General features: G+C 62.8%; 14 protein-coding genes. 6 read left to right on the top strand and 8 right to left on the bottom strand.

Features of this window, described 5'->3' with window-relative positions:
* Positions 1-22: 22 nt before the first annotated feature.
* Complete coding sequence (locus tag NMB38_RS12120) at positions 23-799, bottom strand: substrate-binding periplasmic protein (protein WP_110607206.1); 777 nt, start codon at positions 797-799, stop codon at positions 23-25.
* Between the two features lie 69 nt (positions 800-868).
* A complete protein-coding gene (locus tag NMB38_RS12125) occupies positions 869-1,186 on the bottom strand; it encodes a hypothetical protein (protein WP_027914842.1) in 318 nt (105 codons plus the stop codon).
* Positions 1,187-1,497: 311 nt separating this feature from the next.
* On the opposite strand from NMB38_RS12125, the gene NMB38_RS12130 reads away from it, so the two are divergent.
* Positions 1,498-3,243, top strand: coding sequence for a BCCT family transporter (locus NMB38_RS12130; RefSeq protein ID WP_110607207.1), 1,746 nt, complete (start codon positions 1,498-1,500; stop codon positions 3,241-3,243).
* Positions 3,244-3,709: 466 nt separating this feature from the next.
* Positions 3,710-4,360, top strand: coding sequence for a TIGR04211 family SH3 domain-containing protein (locus tag NMB38_RS12135; protein ID WP_027914840.1), 651 nt, complete (start codon positions 3,710-3,712; stop codon positions 4,358-4,360).
* Between the two features lie 158 nt (positions 4,361-4,518).
* Here the strand turns inward: NMB38_RS12135 and NMB38_RS12140 are convergent, their stop codons facing one another.
* A complete protein-coding gene (locus NMB38_RS12140) occupies positions 4,519-5,400 on the bottom strand; it encodes a LysR family transcriptional regulator (protein ID WP_028686363.1) in 882 nt (293 codons plus the stop codon).
* Between the two features lie 133 nt (positions 5,401-5,533).
* Here NMB38_RS12140 and argC point away from each other — a divergent pair, with 133 nt between their 5' ends.
* Together argC and NMB38_RS12150 are read left to right on the top strand one after the other, a co-directional pair.
* The gene (argC, locus tag NMB38_RS12145; RefSeq protein WP_490806063.1) at positions 5,534-6,493 is read left to right on the top strand and encodes an N-acetyl-gamma-glutamyl-phosphate reductase; all 960 of its coding nucleotides are present in this window, start codon (positions 5,534-5,536) and stop codon (positions 6,491-6,493) included.
* Positions 6,494-6,554: 61 nt separating this feature from the next.
* A complete protein-coding gene (locus NMB38_RS12150; protein WP_490806064.1) occupies positions 6,555-7,241 on the top strand; it encodes a GNAT family N-acetyltransferase in 687 nt (228 codons plus the stop codon).
* A gap of 42 nt (positions 7,242-7,283) precedes the next feature.
* On the opposite strand, the gene NMB38_RS12155 is transcribed toward NMB38_RS12150, so the two are convergent.
* The 5 genes from NMB38_RS12155 to NMB38_RS12175 form a co-directional block, all read right to left on the bottom strand.
* A complete protein-coding gene (locus NMB38_RS12155; RefSeq protein ID WP_027914836.1) occupies positions 7,284-8,039 on the bottom strand; it encodes an ABC transporter permease in 756 nt (251 codons plus the stop codon).
* On the bottom strand, positions 8,039-9,244 hold the full coding sequence (locus NMB38_RS12160; protein WP_027914835.1) for an ABC transporter substrate-binding protein: 1,206 nt from the start codon (positions 9,242-9,244) through the stop codon (positions 8,039-8,041). Before NMB38_RS12160 ends, NMB38_RS12155 begins: the two co-directional genes overlap by 1 nt.
* Positions 9,231-10,052 (bottom strand): ABC transporter ATP-binding protein, encoded by an 822-nt coding sequence (locus tag NMB38_RS12165; RefSeq protein ID WP_028686367.1) that lies wholly within the window; start codon positions 10,050-10,052, stop codon positions 9,231-9,233. Before NMB38_RS12165 ends, NMB38_RS12160 begins: the two co-directional genes overlap by 14 nt.
* Entirely contained in the window at positions 10,049-11,113 is a 1,065-nt protein-coding gene (locus NMB38_RS12170; RefSeq protein WP_028686368.1) for an acyl-CoA dehydrogenase family protein, read from the bottom strand. The genes NMB38_RS12165 and NMB38_RS12170 overlap by 4 nt, the downstream gene beginning before the upstream one ends.
* A 99-nt stretch (positions 11,114-11,212) precedes the next feature.
* Positions 11,213-11,776, bottom strand: a complete 564-nt coding sequence (locus NMB38_RS12175) for a carboxymuconolactone decarboxylase family protein (RefSeq protein WP_023535132.1) — start codon at positions 11,774-11,776, stop codon at positions 11,213-11,215.
* Positions 11,777-11,878: 102 nt separating this feature from the next.
* Here NMB38_RS12175 and NMB38_RS12180 point away from each other — a divergent pair, with 102 nt between their 5' ends.
* Both NMB38_RS12180 and NMB38_RS12185 read left to right on the top strand, forming a co-directional pair.
* Positions 11,879-12,790, top strand: coding sequence for an AraC family transcriptional regulator (locus NMB38_RS12180; protein ID WP_049695867.1), 912 nt, complete (start codon positions 11,879-11,881; stop codon positions 12,788-12,790).
* Between the two features lie 211 nt (positions 12,791-13,001).
* A complete protein-coding gene (locus NMB38_RS12185; protein ID WP_049695866.1) occupies positions 13,002-14,627 on the top strand; it encodes a methyl-accepting chemotaxis protein in 1,626 nt (541 codons plus the stop codon).
* Positions 14,628-14,632: the final 5 nt, after the last annotated feature.

Genomic DNA, 14,632 nt, shown 5'->3' on the forward strand with positions numbered 1-14,632 from the left:
CGCCGTCGAGCACGGGAAAGCCTCAGCGGCTGCGTTCCAGGTTGAGTCTGAGCAACTGCTGCGGTACATCCTGCGCGTTGAGCTGCTGCATCGCCCGGCCCAAGGCTTCGCGCAGCGCCGGCTGGTTGCACGGCGAAGCCTTTGACAGGGCCAGGTACAGGCCTTCGCTGGAGACAGGCGGCTGCAGGATCAGCACCTGCTGGTCAATGCCCAAGGTGCGCGCCAGGGCCATGCCCGGGTACTGCTCATAGATCACATAGTCACTGCGCCCGTGCATCAGCTTTTCGAAAGCCTGCCTGGCGCTGGGCACCGCTTCGAGCATCAGGTGCTGCCTGGCATAGGCATCGAACTGTTGACCGTGACTGTTATTGACCAGCGTTCCGCCCTTGAGGCCCTGCAGATCCGACCATTGCCCGTAGGCGAAGCCATGCCCCTGACGAGCCCAGATCACGCTCGGCGTGTAGAGAAATGCTGGCAGAATGTAGTCCATCTGCTGCCGGCGAGCGTCGGTGATGAAGTAGCCGGCCATCAAGTCGATCCTGCCGGTGCGAACCTCTTCCTGGGCTCTGGACCAAGGGCCTACATAGAGGACGTCGATTTCCAGGCCAAGGCTGTTGGCCAGGTGGGTGACCAGATCGGCATTGGCCCCAACCAGGTGTTGCGGGTCGAGGGGGTCATGCCAAAGGTAAGGTGGGTATTCCGGATTTCCGGTAGCGGTCAGGCGTTTACACGGCTCGGCAGCCATTGCCAACGATGGCAACAGCCCGAGGCACAACAGGCCAACCAAACCCTTGATCATGCAAGAACTCCGGCAGACGACGCTGTGATTCCTCGTTCCCTGCGCTGGGCACTGGACGTAAAACCTGCTTCAGGCGGTCAGCTCTACCCGCGCGCGCTCACCGGCCCGCTGGAACACCTCGCGCACCTCGTCGGCTTTGGCCTTGGTAACCGACTTGCCGCTCAGCAGTTCGTCGACCACACGCAGGCCTTGCTCGACGGCAGTGGCTAATTGGTCCGCATCGGAGGCGTCGGCGATATCACCCAGATAAGGCGCGATGAGGTAGACATAGCGATCCTGCAGTTTCAGTGTCTCCAGGGCGTCGAGTGCCTGCTGGAAGCGATCGGCAGCGGCGGGGCTCATGCTCAATTTATCGAAATGAATCAGGCTCACACGATCAGTGGCCATGTTGACGAATCTCCGTTTCCTGATGCGGCCCAGGCCACGAGCAGCAGCGTGTCCACGCTACTCGGACAAGCAGGCCCGGGTGATGTCGATCAGGTTAACAGAACACGACACAGAAAGGGTCATCCGCCCAGGAACTAAAAGTGACCAGCAGGTCGCGCAATGGAAGCCCCAGGGCGCAACCGGGACAGGCAGCGGGAATTGGTGCGCAGGATAATCGCCCGGCAAACCACCCTGCCGAGAACGCCACCACGCGCTCGCCCCTACAACAACAAGCCTGTTTCAGCAGGCACGTCACACAGGGCTTCAACTTCATGGCAAAGGAACACTTCGCAGAGACACCCGATCTTGGCGTGACCGATCCCTCCAAAACGGACGAAGCCCGACAGGACAGGCGCCTGGAGGGCAAGCTCGACTGGGTCGTGTTCGGTTTCACCAGCCTGCTGGCCATCGCGTTCGTGCTCTGGGGTTTCCTCAACCAAGTCAATTTGGCTAGCAGCGCGTCCAGTGCGCAGTCGTGGGTCATTCTCAACTTCGGCTGGTTCTTCGTGCTGACCTCGACTGTGTTCGTCGTGTTCGTACTGTGGTTGGCTGCCAGTCGTTATGGTCGTGTGCCGCTGGGCCGGGACGGGGAACTGCCCGAATTTCGAACGGTGTCGTGGGTGGCGATGATGTTCAGCGCCGGCATGGGCATCGGCCTGATGTTCTTCGGCGTGGCCGAGCCGTTGTCGCACTACGTTTCCCCGCCGCCGGGCTCGACCACTGGTCAGTCGAGCGAAGCGATGCAGGTGGCCATGGCCACCACCCTGTTTCACTGGACGCTGCACCCTTGGGCGATGTATGCCATCGTCGGGCTCGCCATCGCCTATGGCACTTTTCGGCGTGGCCGCTCCCAACTGATATCCGCAGCCTTCAGGCCCTTGATCGGCAAGCACGCCAATGGCCCGCTCGGCCGGCTGATCGACATGATGGCAATCTTTGCCACGCTGTTCGGCTCGGCCGCATCGCTGGGGCTTGGGGCGCTGCAAATTGCAGGTGGCCTTGAATACAACGGCTGGATCGAGCACCCCGGCAAGCTGTTCTACATCGCACTGATCACCGTGCTGACCATCGCCTTCGTCACCTCAGCCGTGTCGGGCATCGGCAAGGGTATCCAGTGGCTGTCCAATACCAACATGGTGCTTGCACTTGTGCTCGCCGTGTTCGTGTTTCTGGTCGGGCCTACCCTGCTGATGCTCAACCTGCTGCCGACATCGATCGGTATCTACATCAAGATGCTGCCGGAAATGATGGCGCGCACCAATGCCAGCGGCGGCGAACCGATGAACGCCTGGCTGGCCGGCTGGACGGTGTTCTACTGGGCGTGGTGGATCTCCTGGACGCCTTTCGTCGGCATGTTCATCGCCCGTATCAGCCGTGGCCGCACCATTCGCCAATTCGTCACCGGGGTACTGCTGGTGCCAAGCCTGGTCAGCCTGGTGTGGTTCACCATCTTCGGCGGAGCGGCCATCGACGCCTTGCGCGAAGGCGCCTTCGTGCTGGCTAACGGTGCCGTCAACAGCAACCATGCGCTGTACCAATTGCTCGCCAGTTACCCTTTGGCCTCCGCCACTTCGGTGCTGGTGATGATCCTGGTCGGTATCTTCTTCGTTTCCGGTGCCGACGCAGCATCACTGGTCATGGGGACGCTGTCCGAACATGGCACCACCTCCCCTTCACGACGCACGGTGATTTTCTGGGGAGCGCTCACCGGCACGGTCGCAGCCATCATGCTGGCCATCGGTGATCCCAGCGCGCCGGACAAAGCCCTGACCGGGCTGCAAAACCTGACCATCGTGGTGGCCCTGCCCTTCGTACTGGTCATGGTGCTGCTGTGTCTGGCGCTTTATCGCGACCTGCGCAAGGACCCCATGATGCTGCGCCACCTTCGCGGTACCGAGCTGATCGAAAAAGCTGTGTTGTATGGCGCCGTCAAGCATGGCGAAGAGTTCTACATCGTCGTTCAGGAAAAGAAAGCCTCGGTGAAAGCTGTTGCAACCAAAGAGCTGACCGAATCATGAGGTCGCCAGATCGGGCGCTCTGATGCCTACCCGCGAAACTGGTAAAAGTGCCAGTTTCGCAGCCCCAGCGACCGACGCAATATCGTCAACGCCTTCCAGCCGAATGAGCGCAGCGCTCATGAATGACCTTCAGCAAGGTAGAGCCGCCTGGTTCGATGCCGGCCAGGGTTGGGCTGCAGCCAGGGAACGAACGGCATCAGTTTTCCATTCCAGGGGCGACGCCTGCTAGACCCCGGCAGGCCCCATTGCCGCGGTCAGGTTTACCAATCGAACCGGTGTACAGAAAGAATGCCTGGTTGACCCTGCCCCGCACCTCATCCATTTGCGCAACACGTTGAAGACTTTTCGCGACGCCAACGGTGAACCAGCTTACAAAAAAACGGTCTTTGGCTGACGGTTCACTACCCGACCGGTTCGCGGCCCATTCATCGGCCTACATTTGTCCAGCTTCAGCGAAGACCCCAAAATGCCCGACTCCCGCCTAACTGCCTTTGCCCTCCCTGCCCTGCGCGGCGGTCTGCTTGCCAGCGCCCTGGCGCTCGTCACGCCCGCGCACGCCGAGACGCCAGCCAGCGATGCCCGCTGGGTCAGTGACAGCCTCAGCACCTACGTACGCAGTGGTCCGACAGACGGCCACCGTATCGTCGGTACGCTGAAGTCCGGGCAGCCGCTGACGCTGATCGGTACCCAGGGCAACTACAGCCAGGTCCGTGGACAAAACGGTGATGTGGTGTGGATCCTCTCCAGTGATCTGCAGTCAGTGCCTGGCCAGAATGAGCGCTTGCCTGAGCTCGATGCCAAGGTGGCCGAATTGACAGGGCAATTGAAGACCATCGATGACAGCTGGAAGAACCGGGTGCAGGGCATGCAGGAAACCCTGGATTCGCGCAAGCAACTGGTCGACGAACTCCAGGCGCGCAACAAGGACTTGAACGAGCAACTGGACCAGAGCCAGTCGAACCTTCGCGATGCCCAGGCGCGCCTGGGTGACGAGAACAAGCAGGTGATGATGCGCTACATGGTGTATGGCGGCAGCATCGCAGGGGCGGGCTTGTTGGTCGGTCTCATTCTACCGGCCTTGACCCGTGGGCGGAAAAAGAGCGATCGCTGGTTCTAAGGCTTGTATTGACGATTCGGGCTGAACGCCTGGGGCTGCGGCGCAGCCCATCGCGGCCCCGCCTGCTCAGCCCATGGCGCAGATACTTGCGCCCTGCCCGTTTTCGGCATTGCTCAACCCGTCATCCCCAGCATTGACCGCTGCTGCGCCTGCCCACGCTACTGACTCAGCCGCTCCAATGCCTGAAGCACATAGTGAGTAGCCTTATCCTGCCTGGCGTCCCGGCAGGCGATCCCCAACTGCCGCCACAACCCAGGCCTCAAGGGTCGACAGACCAGACGTGGGTCTGCCTCCGTTACCTCACCCTCCTGCGGCAGCAACGTGGCACCGTACCCGGCACTCACCAGGCGCTTGATCGCGTCGTTGTAGTTCAGTTCGATGCGTGGCTGTGGGTGCAGCCCGGCCGCTGCGAACCATTCGGAGCAGACCCGCGACAACTGCGTGCTGCTGTCATTGAGGATCAAGGGGCGCTCGGCCAACCACTGAGGCGTGACAGCTGCCGGCGGCTGCCAGTCAGCCGGCATGTAAGCCAGGATGGGGTCTCGGCGCCAAGCAGTGACCGCCAGGCCCTTGCCCGCCACTTGTGGCAAGGCCACTAGGCCGATGTCCAGCAGCCCTTCACGCAGCTGCACCAGGGACGCCTGGGAAGTGAGGACCTGCACCTGCACATCGATGCCCGGGTGATCAATGCGCAGGTGCTCAAGCGCCTCGGGCAGCAGGTGCGCGATGGCCCCTGTCGATGCGCCAAGCCGCACACGCCCTGTCAGGCCTTGCACTTGATTGCGCACCTCATCCAGGGCCAGTTCGGCATCGGCAAGCAGGCGCCTGGCGCGCACCAGAAGGGTTTCGCCAATGGCTGTCGGCCGAACCTGGCCGCGTGTGCGGGTCAGCAGCGAAGCGCCCACCCGCGACTCCAGCTCGGCCACGTGCAGGCTGATGGTGGGGGGTGCCAGATTGAGCTGACGGGCTGCCGCCGCAAAAGACCCTAGCTGACTGATCACCACCAGCGTACGCAGGCGGTCAAGGCTTATTTCACGCACAGTGCCACGGTTTCCTTGAGCTAAACGTCGAAAGGTTCAGAATAGCTGAACGTCCCGGTCATGAAATGTAAATTTTCTTTACGTCTCGCTTGAGCGACGCTGGTGTCCGACCTACTGGCTTGGACACGTGAACATGCATCTACCTCTTGTCTTCATCGATGGCGATCAAGGCACCACCGGGCTGCAAATCCATGCCCGCCTGCACGATCGCAAGGACCTGCGCCTGCTGACACTTGCCGACGCCCAGCGCAAGGACCTCAAGCGCCGCAGCGAGGCCATCAACCGTGCCGACATCGCCATCCTCTGTTTGCCCGATGACGCTGCACGCGAAGCGGTGAGCGTGATCGACAATCCCGGGGTGCGGGTGATCGATGCCAGCTCAGCCCACCGTACCGCGCCAGGTTGGACCTACGGTTTCGCCGAACTGAATCGTGACCAGGCTGCGCATATCGGCCAAAGTACCCGGGTCAGCAACCCTGGCTGCTACCCGACGGGCGCGATCGCACTGCTCGGCCCCTTGATCGCGGCAGGCTTGGTACCTGCCGACTACCCGCTGGCCATCCATGCCATCTCGGGCTATTCCGGCGGCGGGCGCGCAGCGGTGCAGCAGCATGAGCAGCAGGACAATAGCGACGCCTCGGCCGTGCTCATGTACGGGCTGGATCTGGCGCACAAGCATGTGCCCGAGATCCAGGTCCACGCCGGCCTATCGGCCCGTCCCATGTTCATGCCCGCCTATGGCGCCTATCGCCAGGGCATCATCCTCAGCATCGCCCTGCACCTGCGCTTGCTGCCCGGCCGGGTCAGCGCGCAGCAGTTGCAGGCGTGTCTGGAGCAGCACTACCAAGGCGCCCGCCACGTGAAGGTGATGCCGCTGCAAATCCAGGGCACAGCCGAGCGGCTCGACCCCCAGGCGCTCAACGGGACCGATGATCTGCGCCTGGCCCTGTACGCCAACCCCTCGCACGGCCAGGTGCTGTTGACCGCCGTCTTCGACAACTTGGGCAAAGGGGCTGCCGGGGCTGCCGTGCAGAACCTGAACTTGATGCTCGACGCCCTGCGCGCCGAAGGCGATAACGGCAAAAACGGGTAGACTGTACAGCCCGCGCACTCATGCTGCGGGCTGTATTCCATTCGCCGGAGCCTGTTTGCCGATGTACATCCTGAGCCGCCTGTCCAGCGTGCCACCCGAGTCGTTCCAGAACCAGATCCGGGAACTGGTCATCCACGAGGTGGGTGAGCTGAGTAGTGTCGCCATCACGCCTGACAACCCGTTGTACCCGTTGTACCAATACGGTGTAGGCATGGAGGTACACCAGTACCTGCAAGCACTCGATGGCACCCGCGGGCTGCGCGTTGCCCTGACGCTGGCGCTCGATGCCTATGCCCCGGATCAGTTACTGGGCTTCGCTCTGGCATTGCCCGCCGACAACGACGACCAGGCCTGCGCCCTGGCTTTTCTCGCTGTAGCGCCCACGTACCGCCGCAAGGGGGTCGCGCGCGCCTTGCTGGCCGACCTGCAGGCTCAGTACAGGTACATCGAGTTGAATGCCTTTGCCCATCAGGTGCCGTGGTTCGAAGTCATGGGCATGCAAGCCGTCTCGGCCAACGGCCCACAGGTACTGATGAGCAGTACCGGTCAGGGCGGTGATGCGCTGATCGGGCGCCTGGACATCGCGCCCATCTACCAGACGACCGAAGTCATGCAAATCCACACCTATCTGCTGAACCAGCACGGCGAGGACGCCATGATCGAGGCCGAACAGCGTCGGGACGAGCGTCTGGATGAGCTAGCCCTTCAGGCCCAAGCCTGCGTGCAACAGCGCCTGACGGTACATTGATCCCTGCTCCTGCGCCTGTGACACGGCGCAGGTTGCCCACACTCAGGCATGCACCCAACGGCGATGCAGGCCACGGGCCAGCGCATCCAGGGCAAAGCCCAACACCCCGATCAGCAGCACCATGGCCATCAGCTCTGAATAGGCCAGACGGTCGCGTGTATCGAGAATGAAGTATCCCAGGCCTGCGCTCACCCCGAGCATCTCGCAGGGCACCAGCACGATCCACAGAATGCCGATGGCCAGCCGTACGCCTGTGAGCACGTGCCCGATCACACCAGGGACGATCACCTTGCACAAGGTTTCCCAGCGGGTGGCGCTCAGGCTTCGGCTCAGCTGCAGCCAGCGCGGGTCCAGTTGCCTTACACCGGCAGCGGTATTGAGCAGGATCGGCCACAGCGCTGCGAACGCCAGCAGGAAGTAGATAGGCTGGTCGCCCACCCCCATCAGCATCACCACGACCGGCATCCACGACAGCGGCGAGATCATGCGCAGAAACTGAAAAGCAGGTGTAGTCGCCGCCTCCAGGTGCCGGTAGCTGCCCACCAACAGCCCAAGGGGCACGCCTATCAGCAGTGCCAGCACTAACCCGATCAGGATTCGTTTGAGGCTGACCCAGATGTGACCGTACACCTCGCCTTGCCCAAGCAGCTCGATCAGGCTGGTAAAGGTGGCTGAGGGCGAGAAGCGTGCAGACAGACCATCGGGCTGGCCGAAGGCTGCCACCCCCGCCCACCAGACCAGCAGCAACCCCAGCAATCCGGCCAGCCCCAGGCTGGCATGTACCACGTGCTTGCGCATCAGACCGCGAACTCCTCGCTGCGCTCGAAGCTGTCGCCAATACCGAAGACCGAAGGGCCACCGACGCTGGCGATGGCGTTGCGCACAAAACGGTCGTCGACCAGGTCACCGGCCACGTGGGCCGGGTCCAGGTCGGCGAGGAACGCGTTGTTGCCTTCGATCAGGGTGCGCTTGAGCCGCGTAACGAGCTCTTGGGTGTAGCTGGGGTACGGGTACGGCTGGAAATCGATGCGTTTCTCATCCCACTGCTGGTGCTGTATGGCGCCAGTGGCAATGTAGTCGGCACGGTCGCTGGCAGCGGGTGCCAACACCTTGGTCAACACCGCGGGATCGTGCGGGGTGTACTTGTTAGGGCCTGACTTGGACAGCAAGGCAGCCGCCTCTGCCCGGTGTTCGCGGGTCCATTGCTGGGCCTTGACGATGGCGTTGACCACCTTCTGCGACCAGTCCGGCCGGTTGTTCAGGTCGTGCTCGTGCATGAACACCACGCAGCAGGCATGGTTGCGCCAGACGTCTGCGGTGAAGCGCTGCACGCGACCGACCTTGAGGTTTTCGGCCAAGGCGTTGAACGGCTCGGCGACGATGTAGCCGGCGATGCGCTTGCTGGCCAGCGCTGGGGGCATGTCAGAGGGAGGCAGCACCAGCAGGTTGACTTCGTTGGCGGCGAGCGCTGCTGTGGCAGGCTTGGACACGGCGGTCAGGCCGCTGTCGGCGAGCATCTGTTGCAGCACCACGTTATGGATCGAGTACCAGAACGGAATGGCCACGGTCTTGCCACCGAGCTGTTTCATGTCGGTGATGTCCGGCGCTACCGTCAGCCCCGAACCGCCCACGTGGTTCCAGGCCACCACTTTGGCCGGCACCTTGCTTGCGTAACGCGCCCAAACCGTCATCGGTGACAACAGGTGAATGACGTTGACCTGCCCAGAAATGAACGCTTCGATCACCTGTGCCCAGCTGCGCAGCAACACGGGCCGTTCGGCCTTGATGCCTTCAGCTTCGAACAGGCCATTGTTATGCGCCACCAGCAACGGGGTGGCATCGGTGATAGGTAGATAACCGATGCGCACAGGCGCATCGGGTTCTGCGGCGGCGCGCGCCTGCAGGCTGGACAGCAGCGGCAAGGCGCCAGCTGCGGTCAGCAGTGCGCTCATCTTGAGAAAATCGCGACGCGAAGAAGCGCCGCAGCAGTCATCCATGCACATGGACAGCCTCCGAGGGCAACGGGGTGGGTTGAGGTTCGTTTGTGCGGCTTGCCCGCCGAAGGGTTTTGAGAATCTCGATGCGTAGGGCGCCCAATGCCTCGACCTGCTGCGTCCGGGGTTGCAGCAGGTCGACGCGCCATTGCCCGAGCGTGTGCGCTGGGTGGTCGCCCAGTAGCAATACGCGGTCGGACAACAGCAGGGCTTCGTCGATGTCGTGCGTGATCAGGACCGCCGCGGTGTTGTGCGTGGCGATCAATTGCAGCAGCAGTTGCTGCATGTCGGCGCGGGTCACCTCGTCCAGCGCACCGAATGGCTCGTCGAGCAGCAGCACTTCAGGTTGGCGCGCCAGGCAACGGGCCAATGCCGTGCGCTGGGCCATGCCGCCGGAGAGCTGGGCCGGGTACTGGTTGCGCGCATGCTCCAGGCCCACGGCGGCAATGGCATGGTCGACGCGTGCCCGACGCTCGTCAGCGGCAAGCGCTGGCTGGCGAGCGAAGTCCAGGCCGAAGGCAACGTTCTTTTCCAGGCTCAACCAAGGCAGCAGGCTTGGATCCTGAAAGGCCACTGCCAGGCGCGGATGCGGACCCTGCAGCGGCTGGCCGTGCAACATCACATGCCCACCCTGGGGTTGCTGAAGGCCGGCCAGCACGCGCAGCAGGCTGGACTTGCCGACCCCGCTGGGGCCCAGGATGCTCACCACCTCGCCTGGGGCCAGTTGCAGATCGAACTGCGCCAGTACCTGCTGCCAGCCCTCGGCACGGGGGTAACCCAGGCTGATGCCCTGGGCTTGTAGCACCACGCGGGTCATGCCGATGCTGCCTGGCGGTGAAGTTCAGCGCGCAGTTGCACCAGGCTGGGGGTGACGATCGGCACGAAGGCCGACTCACGCCAGCGCCGAGCGAAGCCTTCGCCGTACTCGCACAGGTAAGCTTTGCCGCCGCTTGCCTGAAGCTCAAGCTGCACGGCATCGGCAGCGCACTCGGCCAGGGTGATGCGCAATTTGAACAGCGCTGCCGGTTGCTCCTTGAAGCGCTCATCGAGCAGCCCCTGCTTGAGCTCGCTCACGGTGTTCTCCAGGCGAGCACCGAGTACCTGCCTGGCTTCATCCAGGAACGAAGCGCGCCCGTGCAGGTGACCCTGGACTTCCTCCAGCGCCCTGCGCGCCAGGCCGATGGCCATGCCGCACTGCAGCCCCAGGAAAGCCGGCCGCACCCGGGGTAGGAATTCATGTGCGTTATCGTGCAGCAACCAGTCACGCGGCAGCTGCACCTGATGAAAGGCCAGCGCAGCGGTGTTACTCGACTGCAAGCCCATCAGTTGCAGGTCATCTGAGCGCTCAAGACCTTGAGCATCGGACGGAATGGCCAGCACGAAGGGGGCGCCACCGCCTTCATCTTCGATAGCCGCGGCGACAACGAAGCCGCTCTTGCGCAGGTTGGTCACCCAGTGCAACCGCCCTTCCAGGTCCCAGCCATCCTCCAGAGGCCTACCGCGCACCTGCAGTGTCTCGATACCCGAAAGAAACTTCATGGCGTTGGACAAACCCGTAGCGCCGGCCAGTTCACCGCTCAGCAGTGCAGGCAGTAGCCGTTGGCGCAGCCCGGCATTGGGGCTCTGCAGCAGGTACTCGATGAAGGCCCGCTGCCCCCAGCAAACGAAGGCCGTCGCCAGTGAACGGCTGGCAATGGCTGCGATGGCCTCCACGGCATCGGTGATCTGACCACCTGAACCACCCAGGGCAGGGTCAATACCAACGCGCAGCAGCTGCGACTGGGCGATCTGCGACAGCACCCGTTGCGGCTCGCACTGGCCTCGGTCGATGGCTTCGGCATTGGCATCCAGCCACTGTCCAAATGCGCACTCTTGCATGTGTTCTTGCTCCTTTTGAAACGCCGCGGCCGCCTGGCGACCCGTTCACGGCCAATGGCCGCTCCTGCACCGACCGCCGTGCGGCGGGTTGCCTGCGCCTTATGCAGACGGCTGTTGCCAGCGGTACTTACCCAACTCATCGTTGAGCGGCGTCTGGGCGAACACATTAGCAAAGTTGCACAGGGTTGCGAGGCTGACGCCCAGAATCACTTCCAGCGCATTGCCCTCGGTGAAGCCGGCGTCACGAAAAGCCTGGTAGGTTGCCGGGCTCACGTCGCCGCGGGTAGCGATGACTTCGCGGGCAAACGCCGCCAGGGTTTCATAACGCGCGTCGGGAAGCTCACCGCGCGCGCGCAGGGCGTCGACCACTTCATGGGGCAGCTTGGCTTTATTCAGGGCCACTGCGGTATGGCCCGCCACGCAGAAGTCGCAACCGTGCTGGGTGGCGGCGATCAACTGCACCACTTCGCGCTCGGCCAAGGTCAGCTCCGACTTACCGTTCAACGCCGAAACGGTGACATAGGTCTCCAGCGCAGCTGGCGCATTGGCCAAGACACGCAGCAGGTTGGGGATGAAGCCCGAGTTCTTCTGGGCGTTTTCAAGGAACGGTTTGGCCGCCTCTGGTGCGGTCTGCAGGTCGTGTAGGGTAATGCGCGAGGACATGGGGTAATCTCCTTTGCCGTGTATCAGTACAGTCTGTTGGTTATAAGAAGTACGCTCCATATTCATCAGTCGTTTTTACTTGCTCCTGAGTGTTTGCCTTAGATGATTTCGTCCAGCCATCTCGTCGAGCGGTTATTAGAAAGCCTCGAGCTAGACGCCAGCCTGTTTCATGTCGGCCGTTACTGCGGGGGTTGGCACGCCAGCACCCACGGCATGGGTCACGCCAGTTTTCACCTGGTCGTGCAAGGCGGCTGCTGGCTGCACGCCGATACCCTCGAACAGCCAGTGCGCCTTGAGCGCGGCGACGCCGTGTTCCTGCTGCGTGACGTAAGTTATCGGCTTGCCAGCGAAGCCGATGCAGCGCAGGCCTGCGCCCAACCACGCCAAACCATGCAGCCCCTGGATACCCAAGCCAGCGATGGGGTGGGCCTGGTCTGTGGATTCTTCCATTTCAGCAGCGGCCTCTCGGCACTGATCATCGACGCAATGGCCGACCTGATCATCCTGCGCGCCGAGGATCCCGCTGGCAGCGCTGCACGGGCGTTGTTCGATCTGATCCTGGAAGAATGCCGGCGCGCCAACGGGCCGTCTCAAGTCTTGCTGGAGCGGCTGACGCACCTGCTGTTCCTTTATGCCTTGCGCCAACAGGTGCATGGCGCTCAGCCGCTGGGAGGGCTGATCGCCCTTGCCCGCCAGCCGGCGTTTGCCGACTTGCTCGAACAGTTGATCAAGGCCCCTGGGGCCATCTGGACGCTGGAGCGCATGGCGGCGTGCACGGGCTTGTCGCGCTCGGCGTTCTTCAAGCGTTTCAGCGAGCTGGCCGGGCAGTCACCCGGCCAAGTGCTTTTGGCACTGCGCATGCGCCATGCCAGCCAGCTGCTGCGCGCTGGCCATACGGTCGAGCAGGTTGGCGTCCAGGCGGGGTATCAATCTGTAGCGGCGTTCACGCGTGCCTTCGCCAAGGCAGTGGGTGTTCAGCCGGGGGCGTATCGGCGTCAGCAAGGGCGAAGGTGAAGCCGCTTCCAGCGCCTGCGTGCAGGGCATTGGCGCTAGCATCTCGTTACATTGCATGACTGTCCTACAATAATGGCTTTATGTCATCATCCGCGCGTTTAAGTTCATCGCACTCCCCCTCCCGCCCCATAGCCTCTCCAGAGCCTGGCGCCGTCCCGAACGGCTTGCGCCAACGCGCCTCGCCCCTGCACGCCTTTCCTAGGAGCCTTCAATGCATTTCAGGAACATGAAGATCGGCATTCGCGCAGCCTGCGTGTTTGCCTTGTTGGGCATGCTGATCCTGACCATGGGGCTGGTCGCCCTGTATGAAACACAGCAGATGGATGAGTCCACGGATGAGATTCGCCTGACCTGGATGCCCACCGTCATGTCGCTCAGTGCAATCAACAGCAACCTGGGCCGTACGCGCGCCCTCACCCTGCGCGGTGCATTGGAAGAAGACGCCAGCGAGCGCACCCGCTACCTGAATACGATCCAGAACATCGAACGCGAATTGGATGAAGGCTTCGAGGCCTACGTGGCAACCATCGTGTCCAGTGAAGACCGCGCGCTTTTCGAAACGGCCCGCAGCGCCTACCAGCACTACCACGAGCTTCAGGAGACGGTCTTGGCCGAGCTTTCGGCCGGGCGCATGGACACTGCTCGCCAGCTGATCAACGGCCCGCTGACGGCGCGTGCCGAAACGATGATGCAAGCCATGTCCACGCTCATCGCCTTCAACGCCAAAGGCGCAGAAGCTGCCTCCCAGCTGAGCAGTGACGTGGCCGATGAGGCATTCGTGGCCATTATCACGGCATTGGTGGTGATCCTGCTGGCACTGGTGATGATCGCCTACCTGCTCACACGCAGCATCATCGTGCCGCTGGCCGAGGCCGTCACCGCCGCAGAGCGCGTGGCGGCCAGTGACCTGACCCAACCGATCAAGGCCCAGGGCCGCGATGAGCCCGCCTTGCTGCTGCAAGCCTTGGCCCGCATGCAAGCCAACCTGCGCCAGACCATTGCCCGCATCGCGGCCTCCTCGGACCAACTGGCGTCGGCGTCCGAAGAGCTGCACACCGTGACGGAAGACACCAGCCGCGGCCTGCACCAGCAAAGCGCAGAAATCGACCAGGCTGCCACGGCTGTCAACCAGATGACCGTCGCCGTGGAAGAGGTCGCCAGCAATGCCGTGAGCACGGCGGACGCGTCCAAAGGCGCAGACCGCACGACCCGTGACGGCCGCGATCAGGTCAACCAGGCATTGCAGTCTATCGAGCAGTTGGTCGCCGATGTCACCGGCACGTCGGCACAGGTGCAGCAGCTGGCCAGCAGCGCCAATGAAATCACCCGGGTGCTGGACGTGATTGGCGCTATCGCCGGGCAGACCAACCTATTGGCACTCAACGCCGCCATTGAGGCGGCGCGAGCAGGTGAAGCAGGCCGAGGGTTTGCTGTAGTGGCCGACGAGGTGCGCGCCCTCGCCCACCGTACTCAACAATCGACTGCGGAAATCGAACACATGATCGCGGGCATCCAGAACGGCACCGAACGCGCCGTGACGGCGATGTCCAGCAGTCAGGGTCGAGCGGCCGGTACGTTGGAGGTAGCGCAAGGTGCAGGGCGGGCGCTTGAGGTCATCGCCCAAGCCATCGCCTCGATCAACCAGCGTAACCTGGTGATCGCAAGCGCCTCGGAGGAGCAGGCTCAGGTAGCCAGAGAAGTGGATCGCAACCTGGTCAACATCCGTGATCTGTCCATGCAGACTTCGGCCGGGGCCAACCAGACCAGCGCAGCAGCGCAGGATCTGTCACGCCTGGCGGTAGACCTCAATGCCATGGTTGCGCAATTCAAGGTGTAATCCTC

The sequence above is a fragment of the Pseudomonas sp. FBCC-B35 genome, from assembly GCF_059133755.1.